At 54.1% G+C, this 16,793-nt stretch carries 17 protein-coding genes and 1 tRNA gene; 6 read left to right on the plus strand and 12 right to left on the minus strand.

Going from position 1 to position 16,793, the window contains the following annotated elements; all coding sequences use genetic code 11:
- Window positions 1–13: 13 nt before the first annotated feature.
- Entirely contained in the window at window positions 14–1,168 is a 1,155-nt protein-coding gene (locus tag RZ517_RS00260; protein WP_338549509.1) for a phosphoserine transaminase, read from the minus strand.
- A gap of 159 nt (window positions 1,169–1,327) precedes the next feature.
- Here RZ517_RS00260 and serB point away from each other — a divergent pair, with 159 nt between their 5' ends.
- Window positions 1,328–2,200, plus strand: coding sequence for a phosphoserine phosphatase SerB (gene serB / locus RZ517_RS00265; RefSeq protein WP_338549510.1), 873 nt, complete (start codon window positions 1,328–1,330; stop codon window positions 2,198–2,200).
- 23 nt (window positions 2,201–2,223) lie between these two features.
- Here the strand turns inward: serB and RZ517_RS00270 are convergent, their stop codons facing one another.
- On the minus strand, window positions 2,224–3,825 hold the full coding sequence (locus tag RZ517_RS00270) for a GMC family oxidoreductase (protein ID WP_338549511.1): 1,602 nt from the start codon (window positions 3,823–3,825) through the stop codon (window positions 2,224–2,226).
- Between the two features lie 104 nt (window positions 3,826–3,929).
- Here RZ517_RS00270 and RZ517_RS00275 point away from each other — a divergent pair, with 104 nt between their 5' ends.
- The 4 genes from RZ517_RS00275 (at window position 3,930) to RZ517_RS00290 (ending at window position 8,123) form a co-directional block, all read left to right on the plus strand.
- Window positions 3,930–5,162: a TRAP transporter substrate-binding protein gene (locus RZ517_RS00275; protein WP_338549512.1), complete on the plus strand. Its 1,233-nt coding sequence runs from the start codon at window positions 3,930–3,932 to the stop codon at window positions 5,160–5,162.
- Between the two features lie 154 nt (window positions 5,163–5,316).
- Window positions 5,317–5,988 carry a TRAP transporter small permease gene (locus RZ517_RS00280; protein ID WP_338549513.1) on the plus strand — a complete coding sequence of 224 codons (672 nt, stop codon included), beginning with the start codon at window positions 5,317–5,319 and terminating at the stop codon, window positions 5,986–5,988.
- The gene (locus RZ517_RS00285) at window positions 5,985–7,343 is read left to right on the plus strand and encodes a TRAP transporter large permease (protein WP_338549514.1); all 1,359 of its coding nucleotides are present in this window, start codon (window positions 5,985–5,987) and stop codon (window positions 7,341–7,343) included. The genes RZ517_RS00280 and RZ517_RS00285 overlap by 4 nt, the downstream gene beginning before the upstream one ends.
- A 6-nt stretch (window positions 7,344–7,349) precedes the next feature.
- A complete protein-coding gene (locus RZ517_RS00290) occupies window positions 7,350–8,123 on the plus strand; it encodes an IclR family transcriptional regulator (protein ID WP_338549515.1) in 774 nt (257 codons plus the stop codon).
- A gap of 90 nt (window positions 8,124–8,213) precedes the next feature.
- Here RZ517_RS00290 and RZ517_RS00295 read toward each other — a convergent pair.
- The 6 genes from RZ517_RS00295 to RZ517_RS00320 all read right to left on the minus strand — a co-directional run bounded on the left by RZ517_RS00295 (window position 8,214) and on the right by RZ517_RS00320 (window position 12,887).
- Window positions 8,214–8,290, minus strand: a tRNA-Pro gene (locus tag RZ517_RS00295).
- Between the two features lie 29 nt (window positions 8,291–8,319).
- Window positions 8,320–8,805 carry a GNAT family N-acetyltransferase gene (locus tag RZ517_RS00300; RefSeq protein WP_338549516.1) on the minus strand — a complete coding sequence of 162 codons (486 nt, stop codon included), beginning with the start codon at window positions 8,803–8,805 and terminating at the stop codon, window positions 8,320–8,322.
- Window positions 8,806–8,881: 76 nt separating this feature from the next.
- A complete protein-coding gene (locus tag RZ517_RS00305) occupies window positions 8,882–9,766 on the minus strand; it encodes a DUF2167 domain-containing protein (RefSeq protein ID WP_338549517.1) in 885 nt (294 codons plus the stop codon).
- A gap of 63 nt (window positions 9,767–9,829) precedes the next feature.
- Window positions 9,830–10,933, minus strand: a complete 1,104-nt coding sequence (gene leuB / locus RZ517_RS00310) for a 3-isopropylmalate dehydrogenase (protein ID WP_338549518.1) — start codon at window positions 10,931–10,933, stop codon at window positions 9,830–9,832.
- Between the two features lie 95 nt (window positions 10,934–11,028).
- Window positions 11,029–12,063: an endonuclease/exonuclease/phosphatase family protein gene (locus RZ517_RS00315; RefSeq protein ID WP_338549519.1), complete on the minus strand. Its 1,035-nt coding sequence runs from the start codon at window positions 12,061–12,063 to the stop codon at window positions 11,029–11,031.
- Between the two features lie 38 nt (window positions 12,064–12,101).
- Complete coding sequence (locus RZ517_RS00320) at window positions 12,102–12,887, minus strand: hypothetical protein (protein ID WP_338549520.1); 786 nt, start codon at window positions 12,885–12,887, stop codon at window positions 12,102–12,104.
- Here RZ517_RS00320 and RZ517_RS00325 point away from each other — a divergent pair.
- Complete coding sequence (locus RZ517_RS00325; protein WP_338549521.1) at window positions 12,886–13,305, plus strand: hypothetical protein; 420 nt, start codon at window positions 12,886–12,888, stop codon at window positions 13,303–13,305. The genes RZ517_RS00320 and RZ517_RS00325 overlap by 2 nt on opposite strands.
- Here RZ517_RS00325 and leuD read toward each other — a convergent pair.
- From leuD to RZ517_RS00345, 4 genes are all read right to left on the minus strand, one after another.
- The gene (gene leuD, locus RZ517_RS00330; protein ID WP_338549522.1) at window positions 13,302–13,907 is read right to left on the minus strand and encodes a 3-isopropylmalate dehydratase small subunit; all 606 of its coding nucleotides are present in this window, start codon (window positions 13,905–13,907) and stop codon (window positions 13,302–13,304) included. The genes RZ517_RS00325 and leuD overlap by 4 nt on opposite strands.
- Window positions 13,907–15,313 (minus strand): 3-isopropylmalate dehydratase large subunit, encoded by a 1,407-nt coding sequence (gene leuC, locus RZ517_RS00335; RefSeq protein ID WP_338549523.1) that lies wholly within the window; start codon window positions 15,311–15,313, stop codon window positions 13,907–13,909. Before leuC ends, leuD begins: the two co-directional genes overlap by 1 nt.
- A 251-nt stretch (window positions 15,314–15,564) precedes the next feature.
- Window positions 15,565–16,266 carry a response regulator gene (locus tag RZ517_RS00340; protein ID WP_338549524.1) on the minus strand — a complete coding sequence of 234 codons (702 nt, stop codon included), beginning with the start codon at window positions 16,264–16,266 and terminating at the stop codon, window positions 15,565–15,567.
- On the minus strand, window positions 16,263–16,760 hold the full coding sequence (locus tag RZ517_RS00345) for a MarR family winged helix-turn-helix transcriptional regulator (RefSeq protein ID WP_338549525.1): 498 nt from the start codon (window positions 16,758–16,760) through the stop codon (window positions 16,263–16,265). The genes RZ517_RS00340 and RZ517_RS00345 overlap by 4 nt, the downstream gene beginning before the upstream one ends.
- Between the last annotated feature and the right edge of the window lie 33 nt (window positions 16,761–16,793).

Below are 16,793 nucleotides of genomic sequence, written 5' to 3' on the forward strand. Positions count from 1 at the left end.
TTACGTCGGTGCGCTACACCGCTTCGGCGAGATTCGTGATTTCGGCCTCAAAGGCCCATTCGATCCAGGGCATCAGGGCGGCGACATCTGAAGTCTCCACCGTGCCACCGCACCAAATGCGCAGACCCGGAGGAGCATCGCGATACGCACCCATATCCAAAGCCACTCCTTCAGCTTCCAACCGTTTGGCCACGGCCTTGGCAAAAGCCGCCCCATCGCTGATCCGTGCGTCGTTGAACTTCAGACACACAGAGGTATTGGATTGCGTGGCCGGATCGGCTGCGAGGTTTTCGAGCCATGGCACACGCGCCACACACTCTGCCACAGCGGCTGCATTGGCATCGGCGCGGGCCATCAGCCCTTGCAACCCACCAACTGAGCGCGCCCAATCAAGCGCTACCAGATAATCCTCAACCGTCAGCATGGAAGGCGTGTTGATCGTGGCGCCTTCAAAGACACCGTCAATCAGCTTGCCGCCTTTGGTCAGGCGAAAGATTTTCGGCAGAGGCCAACTTGGTGTGTAGCTTTCCAGCCGCTCAACCGCGCGCGGGCTGAGGATCAGCATGCCATGGGCCGCCTCACCGCCAAGCACTTTTTGCCAGCTGAACGTCACCACATCGAGCTTATCCCAAGGCAGGTCCTGCGCAAAAGCCGCTGAGGTGGCATCGCAGATGGTCAGCCCCTCGCGATCGGCCTTGATCCAATCGCCATTGGGAACGCGCACGCCAGAGGTTGTGCCGTTCCAGGTGAAAACCACGTCTTTGTCGGTGTCCACGGTGCTGAGATCGACGATCTCGCCATACTCGGCGGTCTTCACCTCTGCATCGAGCTTGAGCTGCTTGACCACATCGGTCACCCAACCAGAGCCAAAGCTTTCCCAAGCGAGCATTTCCACCGGGCGGGCGCCCAGCAGGTTCCACATCGCCATTTCCACAGCGCCGGTATCAGACGCCGGTACAATGCCGATCTTGTAATCAGCCGGAATGCCAAGCACCTCACGCGTGCCTTCAATGGCGGCTTTCAATTTAGCCTTCCCTACAGCCGCACGGTGCGACCGGCCCAAAGGGGCGTCGGCAAGTTTGCTGAGTTCAAATGTGGGAGGTTTGGCACAAGGGCCAGACGAGAAACGCGGGTTAGCCGGCCGCGTTGCCGGTGTTTCGAGTACCATCGATGGTATCCTTCCAGATATGCGCCCTTCGTTGGGGAAGGGTGTCCCACTGACCGAGATACGTGGCAGCACGCTCTTTCGCAAGTGCAGAAATGGCGTTAGAACGCCGCATGTGCGGTCAATTACGACATCCCTGCCTACGATCGGAAACTTAACACCATGTTTACCACGACCCTGATCGCGCCAAAGGGCGGTCTTGAATCTTCTTTGGCCGAAAACCTTCGCAATGCGTGGGGCGGAGGCGATGTTATTTGGCTTTCACCCGATGAGGCCGCAGAGTTCGAGATCCCAATGGTTCCAGAAAACCATTGGGATGTCTGGCAGGACTTGCAAAGCGCACAGGTTGATCTGGTGGTTCAGTCTTCGGAAAACCGGCGCAAAAAAATGCTCTTGGCCGATATGGACAGTACAATGATCGAGCAGGAATGCATCGACGAGTTGGCCGAAGAAGCGGGCGTCGGCGCGCATGTGAAAAACATCACAGCCCGGGCCATGAATGGCGAACTGGACTTTGAAGCCGCTTTAAAGGAACGGGTTGGCTTACTGAAAGGGCTGCCAGAAACCGTAATCGAAAAAGTACTGGAAACACGGATCACCTATATGCCGGGTGGTCACACTTTGCTGGCGACAATGAAGGCAAACGGTGCCTATGCCGCGCTTGTCTCGGGAGGGTTTACGGCGTTTACGTCATCCGTGGCCAAGGCGCTTGGATTTGACGAGAACCGCGCCAATACCCTTTTGACACATGGCGGAAAACTAACCGGCGCAGCAGGTCAACCTATTCTTGGGCGCGAGGCGAAAGTGCAGGCTTTAGAAGAAATCACGGCGCGTCTAGGTCTCAGCGAGGCGGATGTCATTGCTGTCGGTGACGGAGCCAACGATCTGGGCATGCTGCATCGCGCCGGAACTGGCGTGGCGCTACATGCCAAGCCTTCGGTGGCGAGCAAATGCGACGTGCGGGTCAATCATGGCGACCTGACCGCGCTATTGTTTGTGCAAGGCTACAGCCTGGATGAGTTTGCAGGGCCTTAAGCCCTGCATCGCTCTTGTAGATTTCAGGCCTTGGCCGAGGCCAACACGAGATCAGATGCCTTTTCGCCAATCATAATGGCTGGCGCATTGGTGTTGCCCGACACGATTTCTGGCATGATCGAGCAATCCGCGACACGAAGCCCTTCGATGCCGTGCACACGCAGGTCAGAATCCACAACAGCCATCTTGTCATTGCCCATCTTACACGTGCCCGTCGGGTGATAGATTGACGCTGTATTGTTGCGCGCCCAGTCCAGCGTTGCGTCGTAATCATCCATTGGCAGGTCCTTGTGCGGACGAAACTCTTCGGAGATCTTGGACGTCAGAGGGGCATGCCGCGCAATCTTGCGAGCAATCTTCACACCTTCGACCACGGTCCGGCAATCCGTTTCTGTACTTAGGTAGTTGGGAATGATTTTGGGATACTCGCGTCCATCTGCACTTTTCAGACGGATCTCGCCCTTAGACTCTGGTCGTAGCTGACACACCGACATGGTAAAGGCAGAGAATGGATCCGCACCTTTCCCGGGGTTCTCAGCCGAGAGCGGCTGGACGTGGAACTGGATGTCAGGCGTTTCCATATCATCGCTTGTTTTCAGGAAACCAGTGGCAAGGCTTGCCGCCATGGTCATAGGACCCGCCCGGAAGAGCAAGTACTTCAGACCGATCTTGGCTTGGCCAAAGAGGCTCGACACCTCGTCGTTGAGCGTTGGTTCATTGCACTTGTAAACTAGGCGTGCCTGAAGATGATCCTGCATGTTTTTGCCAACGCCGGGCAGATCGGCGATGACATCGATGCCGTGTTCTTTGAGCTGGTCCGCTTCACCGATGCCAGACAGCATCAAAAGCTGCGGCGAATTGATGGACCCACCGGACAGGATGATTTCCTTGGCTGCGCGCACCGTTTGCCAATTGCCGCTGCGGTCTTTGTATTTCACAGCCACAGCGCGCTTGTTTTCAATTTCGATCTTTTCGACCTGCGCGTTGGTAATGATTTGCAGGTTTTCGCGTTTCTTGACTGGGTTCAGAAATGCCACTGCAGACGAACACCGACGCCCATTGCGCGCCGTTAGCTGGAAGAAGCCTACACCTTCTTGGGTAGCACCGTTGTAATCGGGGTTGAACTTGTAGCCCGCCGCCTGAGCCGCAGCGACCCACGCGTCGGTGATGGGACGTTGTATGCGCATGTTTGACACGGACAAGTTACCTTGATCCCCGTGAAATTCATCCGCGCCCCGTTCATTCTTTTCTGAGCGCTTGAAGAGCGGAAGGACATCTTCCCACGCCCAACCTCGATTGCCCATTTGAGCCCAGCGGTCATAGTCCTGAGGTTGACCCCGAACGTAGAGCAGCCCATTCAGCGACGACGACCCACCCAAAACCTTGCCGCGTGGCCATTCAATCGAACGTCCATTCAAGCCGGGATCAGGCTCTGTCTCGTAGCACCAGTCCACCTTGGGATTATGAATCGTCTTGAAATAGCCGACCGGGATATGAATCCATGGATTGCGATCAACTGGGCCAGCTTCTAGCAGCACAACGCGCGACTTTGGGTCAGCGCTTAGACGATTTGCCAATACACAACCAGCAGAGCCAGCACCCACTATGATATAGTCCGCTTGCATTGTAATGTTCCTCCAGACGAAAAAAAGACTAGCCAGAAGAGAAAAGCTAATCTAGTCTTTTTTGATATAAAACGTCTCAATAATTGCAATCATGGGAGGACGCAATGGGAGTTTACGATCGCATCAAAGGCGTGACGCGCCGCGATTTCTTTAGAATAGCAGGGACTTACGGGATGAGCTCTACGCTCATGGCCGCCGGTGCCTTTGGCGGGGCGATGACCGCCGCCAACCTGGCTAAGGCAGCAGAATCAACCTACGATAAGCGATTCTCGAAAGAACCTAAGTTCACGCTGAAGTTTGGTGCCGCTGGTTTCAACCAAGATAACTTGCTGATCGAGCGCGCTGGCTGTCTCGAATTTGCGCGTGATCTCGAAGAGCGCACGGACGGTGAAATCCGTATTGAATTCATCGGCAACAACCAGATCTGTGGTCAGCTGTCCTGTGTTGAGAAAGCACAGCAAGGCATCGTCGACATCTATGCGGCATCCACGCAGAACTCTGCGGGCGGCGCGCCGTACCTCAACGTTCTGGACTACGCGTACATGTTCCGTAGCCGTGCGGACCAGTATTACTTCATGTATTCGCCCGAAAGTCAGCGCATCCTGCGTGACCCGTTCGAAAAGATGCATGGCTTGAAGTTCCTCTTCACCCACGCAGAACTGCGCGGCATTCAGTTGGGCCTTTCCTGGGAAGACAAGGACACAGTCACCAGCATTGACCAGCTTGCTGGCACGAAGAACCGTGTAACAGGTACACAGCTTGGCCGTATCGCCATGAACGCTCTGAACCTGAACCCGGTTCCGGTCGCTTGGGAAGAAACCCTCGATGGTCTGAAGCAAGGTCTCATCGACGGTGCTGAAACATGGGCGTCGGCTGTGGCATATGCCAACATGTCGCCAGTGGTTTCGCAGTGTGTTGACCTGCGGTTCTTCTGCGGCACAGAGCACACAGCGATGAATGCTGCAACCTTCGACAGCCTGGGTGGTGAACTGCAGGACGCGGTTATGGAAGCTTCCTACCTGTCGCAGGTCCACGTGCAGGCGGCCAACGAAGCCGCACTGGTCAACACAGTTGGTTTCACGCATCCACACCAAGGTCCAGACACTATCTTTGCGAAAAACAACGTACGTGTGGCCGCATTGTCGGACGAAGAAATCAAGAAAGCCGAAGAAATGTGCTCGCCAGAATTCCAGCCTCAGCTCTGGGAAGAGTGGCGCGAACGCATCAATGGTTGGGCGGGTGGCATCGACACCTACCAAGACATTTACACCGAAGTGCGCAACAACCCGCATACTTTGGCAGAAAATGTCGAGCCTCGCCGCTGGTGGAGAGGCTAATCCGCAATCACGCGGATCAGTACCGAGAGTTTTTAACCTCGACCCGGGCGCTCGGTGCCCGGGTCACAGTAAGCGCCCTTGAAATGGGGTGGAGATTCTCGTTCAATAATTCAAAAAAAATCTTCGGACATTCGGAGCATAGGGAGGGTGCGCCATGGAAGTTATTGGTGGTATGGGGGAGATTATATCTTCCCTGTTCGGAGGGGACGCGTTCAGCCTGCAAAGCTCGCTGCGCGGCAATCCTGGACTTTGGCCTCTTGGGCTGATTGTGACTTTGCTTGGAGGCGCCTTGGTGGCCTACATCTACAAAGTCGTGCCGTTCATAGAACGAAAATTAGAACCAACAGTGATGGTCGTGGCATATCTCGCTATCGGCTACATAATTTTTGCTGGTGTTGTGCAACGGTTTTACCTGAACGGACAACCCGCGTGGTCGACGACGTTGCCTCCGTTTTTGTTCCTCATCATGACGTGGGTCGGGTGTAGCTATAATGTTAAGCTCAGAACCCACCTTGCCTTTGCAGAATTCCGCAAGGCAATGCCAAGGGCTGGCCAACTCTTTTGCTTGCTCCTGGACGCTGTTCTTTGGCTCGGCTTTGCCTGGATTGTGGTTGTCACGACATTCCAGGAAACCGTTCGTGCGGCGGCAAACTTTGCCATCATGTTGGGTACAGACGACATCATGCAATGGTGGTTTCTCGGAACAGTTCCCGTTGCCTTCATACTTTTGGCAGCGCGCGTGATCGAAAACGTGAAAAAAGACCTTCGCAAGTATCGTGAGGGTGGCGAAATGATCGAAGCCGCTGTGATCGGAGGTGACGCATGAGCGATCCAACCATCATCACACTTATTTCGATCGCCGTCACCATCCTGTTCATGATGGGTGTTCCGGTCTTCCTAGTCATCGCCTATTGGGTGATCGGCATGTCCTTTTTGCTGGAACTGCAACTCCTGAATACGGGTGCGGCGCTTCAGGACGTATTCACGGATGGCTTTGCTCTGCTTGCAATGCCTCTGTTCATCCTGACCGGAGACTTGATCAACCGCTCTGGGATCGCGCGGCGGCTTAGTGACTTTGCCTATTCCTGTCTTGGATGGATACGAGGCGGATTGGCTATGGCGTCTCTTGGCGCTTGTGGTCTGTTTGCTGCGATCTCAGGTTCCAACTCGGCGACCACGGCCACGATCGGCTCGATGCTTCATCCAGAGATGGTCAAAGGCGGATACGACGAACGCTTTAGCGCGGCGACTGCGGCCGCAGGCGGTACTGTCGGGATTATCATCCCACCGTCGATCATCTTCATCGTGTATGGCTTCTTGATGAACTTGCCGATCTCTGACTTGTTCGTTGCCGGGATCATTCCGGGCGCGATGATGGTTGGTGGCATGATGCTGGCTTGCTTCATCATTTGCTGGCGCAACGGCTGGGGATACCTGATCGCTCTGAGCCCCTTCCGGGTCTTCAAGACAGCACTTGGCGCTTGGCTTGGTTTCTTTGCGATTGGACTGGTTCTATGGGGTATCTACACCGGCAAGTTCTCACCAACCGAAGCGGCGGGTGTGACCGTTGGGTTCGGTATTATCGCAGGTTTGGCGAGTTGGGTCGTCAGCAAGGCTCTGAACATGGATCAGGAAAAGGACTGGTCGGAAAAATCCCCTGCCGCGATGCTTGTGGTGGAAGGGTTTACCATTCCTCAGATTCCGGGCATCGTGATGCGATCTGCGCAGATCACCGGAATTCTAGCGCCGCTGATTGCGATTTCGGTCGTTATGCAACAGATCCTGTCTCTCTTGGGTGCACAACAAGTCATCGGTGACTTCGTGACATCCATGGGCGGTTATCATGCGGTATTGTTCACGGCGATGGCCATCGTGTTCTTCTCGGGCATGATCCTGGAATCCTTGCCAGTGACGATCATTCTAGCCCCAATCCTGGCCCCGATCGCAGCAAGCGTGGGTGTGGATCCGGTGCACTTCTCGGTGATCTTCCTGGTGGGCGCCTCTATCGGGTTCATCACGCCGCCTTATGGCTTGAATCTGTATGTGGCATCGGGTGTGACCGGCGTTCCATATTTCCGCCTGCTGCGCTACACCGTACCCTACCTGGTGGCGCTCATCGGAGTTTGGATTTTGGTGGCACTAACTCCAGATCTGGCGTTGATGCTGCTGCCTGAACGTTAAGGTCCAATGGCAAAAGGCGACGCAAACGAAACCAAAGGTCAAATTCCGACCAACCTGCGTTTGCTCTTACTCGTAGAAGAGCTGGCAAAGGCCGGGGCACCTATGTCTCCGGCCGACCTCAGCCTCGCTCTGGACTTGCCAAAGCCTACTGTCCACCGTCTTTTGGCCACGGCCGAAGACGAAGGGTTTATCCAAAGAGATGTCGATGGGCGGTCCTTCGGGCCTGGCCATCGACTACGTCGTTTGTCAGCCAACACGCTATCCTCTCAGCGCATGCGGACAGAGCGTCTGGCCATTATGAAACGGCTTGCCGAACAGGTGGGAGAGACTTGCAATCTCGCGGCACCGGGCCGGTACGGCATGGTGTATCTTGACCGGGTCGAAACACATTGGCCTTTGCGTATTCAGCTACCGGTTGGCACCCAAGTACCCTTCCACTGTACAGCCAGCGGCAAACTTTACCTGTCGTCCTTGCGCAATGACCGACTGCACCGTTGGATTTCGACCGTGACACTCGAAAAGAAAACCGAATTCACAATCTCTGATCCAAACAACCTATTGGCTGAACTTGCCGAAACCCGCGCACGGGGATATTCCACAGACGATCAGGAATTCATGGAAGACATGGCCGCCATTGCGGTGGGCATTCAGGACAACACCGGCCGGTTGCTGACCACTTTGTCGATCCATGCTCCTATACAGCGAAAAGGTCTGAACGATCTGAAATCGCATCTGCCCGCATTGAAATCGGCATGCGAGCGATTGGCGCAGTTGATTTAAAGCGTTTCGCGATAAACCTGACTCACAGATGATCGCGAAAAGTAGCGCGACACTCATATTGTTGTCAGTGCGCGGGCCACTTGGTGTTTGTGGTCGGAGTGAGAGGATTCGAACCTCCGGCCCCTGCCTCCCGAAGACAGTGCTCTACCAGGCTGAGCTACACTCCGCGCATCGCGTCGTGTATCAGTTTGGTCGGTTATTTTGCAAGCGGGCGGACCAACTGTTTTCGAAAATCAGCAAAATCGTCTCTGGAAACACGATATGTAATTTTGTCAAACTTTGGAGCGCGTACATTGTCGTAAAAGGTTTGAGACTGTTCGTTGCTTACATCTGTTTGCCAGTCCATCCGAATGCATCCTTCGGCCTCAGCGCGGTGCAGGAGCGCATCAAGTAATGCCCGACCAACGCCTTTGCTGCGGGCAGTGCCAAGTACAAATATTTCCTTCATGTAGAGAGCAAGACTGGCGCACGCCGGGAACGTCAGAACCCAGGTCGCAAACCCAAGCGGTTGATCATCTTCGTAAGCCATAAGGCAAGACATATGGCGCTCAGAATCAAGCAAGGTGACAACACGGGCTTCCTGTGCAGGCGTGGCTGTTGGAATTTTGTAGTGCTTCAAACAGGCGCGGTATAGTGTGAGAAAAGCGTCAGCTTGATCAGGGGTATAGTCGCGGACTTGCATTGCAGAACCTGCTGTTTGGTTTGGCTATGGTTCACCACAGCCAAACGCAACTCTGCATTGGGCACAAGCGCTCAAACTATGCACGGCGGCCGAAGATGACGTTCTTCAGGCCAATCAGGGGGATCAGCAAAACGAACCAAAATTTCTTTAGCAACAAAACACCCGCCGCCAACAAACCGGTCTTGGCCGCCGCTTTGCCCGCAATCAAACCGCCGATCCCATATGCAGCAACCGCGTCTGTCGATGGGTTAAAGTCTGCATAGGTGTTGCCCGGCGTGAAACTGGGCATGTCTAGTACATCTGGTGCCGCAGATTTGACTTCTGCAAGATTTTCAATATCTGCAATAAAATTCAGAACCAATACGCCCTCACGTCCGAGAACACGAATATTGTAGTTCAATACGTTGGTCTCATACCCTTCGAATGCCAGTTCCTTGGCCCAGTAGAGTTTGTGCTCTTCGGCTTCATAATGCGGCGGTTCAGCCCATCCAAGCAGCTCGATTCTTTCGTAACCGTTTTGTTCGCGCCATTTGTTTTCAGACTGCATGTCACTGCGCAAATTGGCGAGTAGCGCGTCATAGTCCATGTCTGCGGCATCGCTATCTGAAACATAGCCGGTATCCTCATAGAACACCTCTACACCCCAGTTTTCGATGAAATAACCATCCTTGTGAAATAACATACCTAACACAAAGTCGCCCGGCGGGTTGCCCCAGATATCGTGCAGAATTGTCTCGGCGTCCTTGGAATTCACAAAATAATAGTCGTCCGGCACATCCAGCGTCACCCGCGGGAGGTTTTGTACGCCCTGTTTCAGGTCGATGGTGTCCAAGACCGCCTGCCATTCAGGCGTTTCTAGACTATACTGGTCCGGATATGCCTCTTTGACAGAAATAGCGAAGGCTGCAGACGACACACATGTCGCCAGAATCGCTCCACAACATAGCTGTTTGAAATACATAGGTTTTGTCCCTCTAAAGCATTACAACTTTAGAGGGCAAAAACGACGAAATTATGGATAAATTCAGATGGTTGCGTCCAGCGCGGTAATCACCGCGTCACCCATTTCCGAAGTAGAGACAGGGCTGACACCTTCTTCGCCCAGAAGATCGGCCGTTCGTATACCGTCGGCAAGCACAGCATTGACGGCCCCTTCCAAACGCGCGGCATCTTCGCCTGCGTCGAATGAATACCGCAGCGCCATGGCGAAACTGAGTATGCATGCGATCGGGTTGGCCTTGCCCTGTCCGGTGATATCCGGGGCAGACCCGTGGACCGGTTCATAAAGCGCTTTGGGGCGGCCATTGGCCATAGGTGCGCCGAGCGATGCCGACGGTAACATGCCAAGCGATCCGGTCAGCATAGCTGCACAGTCCGACAGGATATCCCCAAAAAGGTTGTCGGTCAGGATCACGTCAAACTGCTTGGGCGCGCGGACAAGCTGCATTGCCCCGTTGTCTGCGTACATATGGCTGAGCTCAACATTGGGATAGTCGGAGGACACACGTGTTGTCACCTCGCGCCACAGAATTCCGGATTCCATAACATTGGCTTTTTCCATCGAGCACACTTTTCTATTGCGACGCATCGCCAGTTCGAAGGCCGACCGTGCCACGCGCTCGATTTCTGACTCTGTATAACGTTGCGTGTTGATGCCAACCCGTTCGTTGCCTTCTTCGAAAATCCCACGCGGCTCACCGAAATAGACGCCAGATGTCAACTCTCGTACGATCATGATGTCGAGGCCAGCAACGACATCTTTCTTGAGGCTGGAAAAATCAGCGAGCGCATCAAAACACTGCGCCGGGCGCAGGTTGGCGTAGAGATCCATATCTTTGCGAAGGCGCAAAAGGCCGCGTTCGGGCTTAACAGAGAAGTCCAGATCATCGTATTTCGGACCTCCGACAGCGCCCAGCAAAACGGCGTCGACCTCTTGTGCTTTTGCCATCGTTTCATCATGCAAAGGCGCGCCATGTGCGTCATAGGCGGCACCGCCCACCAAATCTTCGCTCACTTCGAATTTGAGGTCGCGTTTCGCGCCAAACCAATCGATGACTTTCCGAACTTCAACCATCACTTCGGGGCCAATTCCGTCTCCGGGAAGAATAAGAAGCGAAGGAGTGCTCATCGGGTGTCCTCTCTCATGACTGGGTATCCGCAACTCGCCTATATCGAAGCGCTGGAAGGGTCAAGAAAGGTGGAGTTTTGTCCCTCGTCGAATTGTTATTCCCATGCCAAGTCAACCCAGACCAATCTGTGTCGGCTCGCTTTGGCGACGAGTTGTCCCGCAGTACTATCTAAGCGCGGCCAGTAGACTCCGGATGCCAAAACCAAAAGCGACGCATCGGGTAGAATGTAACTCACTCGTTTGTGGCCAGGGCCATCCAATGGCCAAGCGACGGTATGGAGATTGGGATCTCCGGCTAAATTTTCAATCTGTGGTGCAGATTGTTTGCGCATTGGTCGCGGATCCTGAAGACGTTTGTCAGCCAGTAGGCTGGCGATGGCCTCTGTCCTCCCCTCGCCATCCACCGGATCCAGATTGGCGTTGCCCAGGATCACAAAAGGTTCCGGTACCGCACCCATCATTCCGTCCATCACATGGCGCCAAAACACGATCTCATCATGATTGCGGCGACCGTTGCGGTCCTCTGGTCCGTCAAACACAGGCGGGCCCGCATGAAACGTCATCAGGTAAATTCGCCCACGGTCCGTTGCCACCGGAATAATCCAGTGTCCAGTGCTCGATAACCGTTGTACGTTTTGGGCCTCATTTGATGGAAACGGCCCTTGATCTTTATTCGGCACGAGAGCGTTGGGCACATCGCGCCACACTATCGAGCTAAAGTCCCTGACCGCTATCTCGTTGATCTGATGCCGAGACAGAATGGCCATGCCGCCCTGCCCTTCAAATGCACCAAAGCTTTGGGCGTCTTTTGGCAGTTCGACATTACCATCGCCATTCATGTCCAACCTGGTTGCAATGCCGGTGTTGGGTGGATTTGCAAAGCCATAAGGCATGTCGTGACCATAGGCTGACACCCGGTCTCTCAGCGCGCGTAAGTTTAGCAAATCATGATCGTAATCGATGTTTTGCAAGAGGATCACGTCTGGCTGATTGACCGCGATCACACGTGCAACCGCTTCGACCTGTTCGTTCTTTTCTGAAACAATATCTCTTAACAACAGACCAGGCCCATCACGCGACAGCTCAGTGTTATAGGTTGCTACACGCAAACGGTCCTGCGCCATGGACATTATGGGCGTCGTATTCAAAACGATAAGAAAGAGAAAGATCAGGCTTCTTGCAGCCCTTCGGCCTGGGCTTTTGCGTACACCCGGCGGCGCTTTTCTTCGATGAGCTCGGCCACGCGGAAAAGAGCAACGCCCCTTACCAAAATACTGGCCGGCAGTAATGCCCATAGTGTTGTCATCCAGATCAGCGTTTGCGGGCTATCGACAGCGATTGGGCCAAAAAGAAGCGCCACAGCCTTGATTGCCGCCGGGAACAAGAATGGCAGAAGAGCCCCTAACACAATGTTAAGAGATGCGTCTCTCTTGAGCCGCTCAACAATGTCGCCGCCACGCGTCGGATCAAACAGAGGCAAATTCACCCAAACATTAAACGCGCCATTGCGCATGGGCCAGCCAAACAATCGAACCAAAACAACAAAGGACAGGACCAAAGCCAGCGAAGCCGAATAGGCAACCCCCGCAGATGTGCGGACAGCGTTTACCAATTGCGGGTCTGTTTCGGCAGGCAAGAGAAGCACCAAAAGTCGAACAGGTGAAAACGGGAAATCCACTGCGTGACCTATGATTTGCCCGAAATAGGTAAGTATCAAGGTTAGAGCGCTGGGTTGCACTTGGCCGCGCGCGACAAAAGACAACCAGACCACAACAATCGCCAGAACAAGAAACTTCATGCGATTGTAGGGCGCAGCAAAGCGAAACTCGACGATGCTGGGATATCGGCCAAAATATTCAATGAATGTCAAAAGAGCGAAAAGAAGTGCGACGACAACGACGAGTTGTGCCGTGTCGGGGTCAACCGTCGGCAATATCAAAGCGGGTGCCAACATGAGGAGCACCACCAAGACGGCCCGTGACAGGGCGCTGATAAACTTTGAAACCACTACTATTTCCCTTTTGACTGGAATGACGCGTTTCTTTGCTGCGCCTTGGTTCCAATGCTGGGACCGCCAAATATGGCGGCTTGCCTCAATGTTGCCCAATTTCTGCCTTTTTTCGCTTTCTTGCTCAAGACTAGGGATTAATAGACTTAGTATTTCCGGCAAATTGATGGTGCTTGTGGTGCTGGATTGCATCAATTTCGGAACAGAAGTGGGGCGGTCTAGTAGCAGTATACCAGATGTTGTTACGCGTAGTCATCGCGCCACAAAAAATGCGCAAAAAACGGTTAACAATCCGTCTTTTGCGCGCTGTTTTTTGCCGATTGTGGAACCAGAACTGGTCCCTTCTCTGGCCTTAGGCGTCTAAACCCAAGGGCGCGCGGCGCTTGCTTGCGCTTCGAAGACGTCGATTGCGCTGGCTTTCTCCATGGTCAAGCCGATGTCATCGAGACCTTCGAGTAAGCAGCGTTTCTTGAATGGATCAACTTCAAAGGTGAATACTTCGCCATCCGACGTAGCCACCGTTTGTGCCTCCAGATCAATGGTCATACGTGCGTTAGAGCCTTTTTCGGCGTCCTTCATCAGCACATCAACCTGCTCTTGCGGAAGCACAATGGGCAGAATGCCGTTCTTGAAGCAGTTGTTGTAAAAGATATCGGCAAAGCTGGTGGATATGACGCATCGGATGCCAAAATCCTTGATTGCCCAAGGCGCATGTTCGCGGCTGGACCCGCAGCCGAAATTGTCACCTGCGACGAGTATCTCTGCATCGCGATACTGGGATTGATTCAGCACAAAATCAGGGATTTCGCTGCCCTGGCGGTCAAACCGCATCTCGTCAAACAAGTTCGCGCCCAAACCAGACCGTTTGATTGTTTTCAGAAACTGCTTGGGAATGATCATATCCGTGTCGATGTTCACGAGCGGCATAGGCGCTGCAATTCCGGTGAGTGTTTCAAATTTGTCCATTACATCATCTCCCGCACATCTGTCAGTTTACCGGTTATGGCCGCAGCAGCAGCCATGCCCGGAGATACGAGGTGCGTGCGGCCCTTGTAGCCTTGCCGCCCTTCGAAGTTTCTGTTGGACGTGGAAACACAACGTTCGCCTTCCGACAGTTGATCTGGATTCATTGCCAGGCACATGGAACATCCAGCCAAGCGCCATTCGAACCCTGCTTCTTTGAAGATGTCCGCCAATCCCTCTTCCTCCGCCTGAAGACGTACAAGACCGGATCCCGGAACAACCATGGCCCGCAAACCGTCTTTGATCTTCTTGCCCTTCAGGATTTCAGCAGCGGCGCGCAAATCTTCGATACGGCCATTTGTGCAAGATCCGATAAAGACCGTGTCAATTTCGATGTCTGACAGAGGCGTGCCAGGAGTCAGACCCATATAGTCAAGGCTACGTTGAGCTGCTCCTACCTTGCCACCTTCGAAGTCATCCGGCGATGGGACTTTGGCCGTGATAGGAAGAACGTCTTCAGGTGACGTGCCCCAGGTGACAACTGGCGCGATGTCTTCGCCGGCAATCGTTACAACCATGTCCCAATGCGCATCGTCATCAGAATAGAGCGTTTTCCACCAATTTAGAGCCGCTTCCCACTGTGCCCCTTTGGGGGCGTGCGGACGACCTTTGCAATACTCAAAAGTCTTTTCGTCCGGCGCAATCAGACCGGCGCGCGCGCCGCCTTCGATGGCCATGTTGCAGACGGTCATGCGCCCTTCCATGGACAGATCGCGAATGGCCTCACCGCAATATTCAATCACATAACCCGTACCGCCCGCTGTCCCAGTTTTGCCGATAACAGACAGAGTGATGTCTTTGGCCGTGACGCCAGGGCGCAGTTTGCCGGTGATCTCAACCTTCATGTTTTTCGATTTCTTCTGAATCAGAGTCTGCGTCGCCAGAACATGTTCGACCTCAGAGGTGCCAATGCCATGGGCCAGGGCACCAAATGCCCCGTGCGTGGCAGTGTGACTGTCACCACAGACAACTGTCATACCCGGCAAAGTCCAACCCTGTTCGGGACCAACGATATGGACAATGCCCTGACGCACGTCGGAGACGGGATAATAGTGAATGCCAAAGTCCTTGGCGTTCTTATCGAGGGCCGCCACCTGAATAGCGCTGTCCTCGGTCATGTTGGCCGGGTTTTCGCGACCCGGCGTCGTCGGAACATTGTGATCCGGCACGGCAATTGTTTTTTCTGGCGCGCGCACTTTGCGACCTGCCATTCGTAAACCCTCGAAGGCTTGCGGGCTTGTGACCTCATGCACAAGGTGGCGGTCGATATAAAGCAGGCAGGTGCCATCTTCGGCCTCATCTGCCAGATGCGCATCCCAGATTTTGTCATAGAGTGTTTTGGGGGACATTGGTCCTCTCCCATTGATGTGTGAAACGAAAGGCGACAGAATGCAGGCCGCTTACAGGCGTGCTAACACAGTCATTGTCGCGCCAAAAAACCGCCAAGGCAGGCGTGCGCGGTCGTCCATATCAAAAACCTTTGTCATAGATGGTCAGATACAGCCGCAAAGTGAGTCTATCAAGGCCACATGGCACTTTCAGGCTCAAAGAACACCGCATTGCTTAGTTTTCCCTGCCGTTCAGGTTCAGAATGCAGCGCCTAGTCCGGGGCCAGCATATAACCTTCGCCCCGCACGGTTTGTAGGTAGCGCGGTTGTTTTGGATCCGCCTCAATCTTACGGCGCAGGCGTGTGATTTGAACATCCACGGCGCGCTCTTGTGCCTGACCTTTGTCGCGGCCCAGATCTTCGACTAGCTTGGTTCGGCTCACAGGTTCCCTTAGGTTTTCCGCAAAAATGCGCATCAGTTGAATTTCCGTGGCGGTCAGGCGAACAAGTTCTTCTCCTCGCATTAGCTCTGAGCGTTCGATGTCAAACCTGACAGGACCCATGTTCAGAACTTTGGGCGTCACATGTTCAGGTTCGGGTTCCGGCATACGGCGAAGGATTGCATTGATGCGCAAAAGCAGCTCTTTGGGCTCAAACGGCTTGGGCAAGTAATCGTCCGCACCGGCCTCCAGCCCTTTGATCCGATCCATGGTTTCGCCTTTGGCCGTCAAAAGTAGGATGGGGGTGGTGATGGTTTCTCGTAAGGCCCGGGTAAAGGCAACGCCATCCTGACCGGGCATCATCACGTCCATGACGATGAGATCGAACTCGAGTCCGGACAGCACACGGCGAGCATGGTCGGCATCCCTAGCAACAGAAACCAAAAACCCATGCCGATCCAAAAATTTTCGCAGAAGTTCCCGAATGCGTTCGTCATCATCGACGATCAAAAGATGAGGGGCAGGGTCGCTCATGTATCTGTCTCTCTCATGGCTTTGTATTTACGTCGAAGGTCCGGGTCCATCATGGCCTCCAGGACTTGCCGAAATCCAGCAACCGCGGTTGGGCCAGCGGCCCGATAGGCGGACCGCATTCGCACGCGTTGCGCATCGGACAAGCGTTGTTCAAGCGCCTCTCCGGCCTCGGTCAATGTCAGGTGACGTTCCCGTTTGTCTGCAGTACCTTTTTCGCTCCTCACCAGTCCATCGTCGATGAGCGTGCGCAGAACCCGATTGAGCGACTGTTTGGTCACACCCAAAATGCTCAAAAGATTGCTTACGGTGGTTCCTGGCCTGCGGGCGATGAAATGAATGGCCCGATGATGCGCCCGCCCGTAGGCAAGTTCCGCAAGAATAAGATCTGGATCGGCAGTAAATCCTCGATAGGCAAAAAACATCGCTTCAATTCCCTGCCGAAGCTGTTCATCTGTCAGGAACAGCAGGTTCTCCCCGCTTTGTACATCTGCCATCGAAATATTGACCAACACTCTCACTGTCTGAGA

The sequence above is a fragment of the Roseovarius sp. S88 genome (assembly GCF_037023735.1).
GTDB classification, from domain to species: Bacteria; Pseudomonadota; Alphaproteobacteria; order Rhodobacterales; family Rhodobacteraceae; genus Roseovarius; species Roseovarius phycicola.

Bases quoted from the DNA above. Each gene is read 5' to 3' on its own strand.
- RZ517_RS00300 (WP_338549516.1), bottom strand. From the start codon at position 8,805: ATGCAAGTCCGCGACTATACCCCTGATCAAGCTGACGCTTTTCTCACA.
- leuC (WP_338549523.1), bottom strand. From the start codon at position 15,313: ATGTCCCCCAAAACACTCTATGACAAAATCTGGGATGCGCATCTGGCA.
- RZ517_RS00270 (WP_338549511.1), bottom strand. From the start codon at position 3,825: ATGCAAGCGGACTATATCATAGTGGGTGCTGGCTCTGCTGGTTGTGTA.
- RZ517_RS00275 (WP_338549512.1), top strand. From the start codon at position 3,930: ATGGGAGTTTACGATCGCATCAAAGGCGTGACGCGCCGCGATTTCTTT.
- RZ517_RS00340 (WP_338549524.1), bottom strand. From the start codon at position 16,266: ATGAGCGACCCTGCCCCTCATCTTTTGATCGTCGATGATGACGAACGC.
- serB (WP_338549510.1), top strand. From the start codon at position 1,328: ATGTTTACCACGACCCTGATCGCGCCAAAGGGCGGTCTTGAATCTTCT.
- RZ517_RS00290 (WP_338549515.1), top strand. From the start codon at position 7,350: ATGGCAAAAGGCGACGCAAACGAAACCAAAGGTCAAATTCCGACCAAC.
- RZ517_RS00345 (WP_338549525.1), bottom strand. From the start codon at position 16,760: ATGGCAGATGTACAAAGCGGGGAGAACCTGCTGTTCCTGACAGATGAA.
- RZ517_RS00260 (WP_338549509.1), bottom strand. From the start codon at position 1,168: ATGGTACTCGAAACACCGGCAACGCGGCCGGCTAACCCGCGTTTCTCG.
- RZ517_RS00325 (WP_338549521.1), top strand. From the start codon at position 12,886: ATGAGGAGCACCACCAAGACGGCCCGTGACAGGGCGCTGATAAACTTT.
- RZ517_RS00285 (WP_338549514.1), top strand. From the start codon at position 5,985: ATGAGCGATCCAACCATCATCACACTTATTTCGATCGCCGTCACCATC.
- RZ517_RS00320 (WP_338549520.1), bottom strand. From the start codon at position 12,887: ATGTTGGCACCCGCTTTGATATTGCCGACGGTTGACCCCGACACGGCA.
- RZ517_RS00280 (WP_338549513.1), top strand. From the start codon at position 5,317: ATGGAAGTTATTGGTGGTATGGGGGAGATTATATCTTCCCTGTTCGGA.
- RZ517_RS00315 (WP_338549519.1), bottom strand. From the start codon at position 12,063: ATGTCCATGGCGCAGGACCGTTTGCGTGTAGCAACCTATAACACTGAG.
- leuD (WP_338549522.1), bottom strand. From the start codon at position 13,907: ATGGACAAATTTGAAACACTCACCGGAATTGCAGCGCCTATGCCGCTC.
- RZ517_RS00305 (WP_338549517.1), bottom strand. From the start codon at position 9,766: ATGTATTTCAAACAGCTATGTTGTGGAGCGATTCTGGCGACATGTGTG.
- leuB (WP_338549518.1), bottom strand. From the start codon at position 10,933: ATGAGCACTCCTTCGCTTCTTATTCTTCCCGGAGACGGAATTGGCCCC.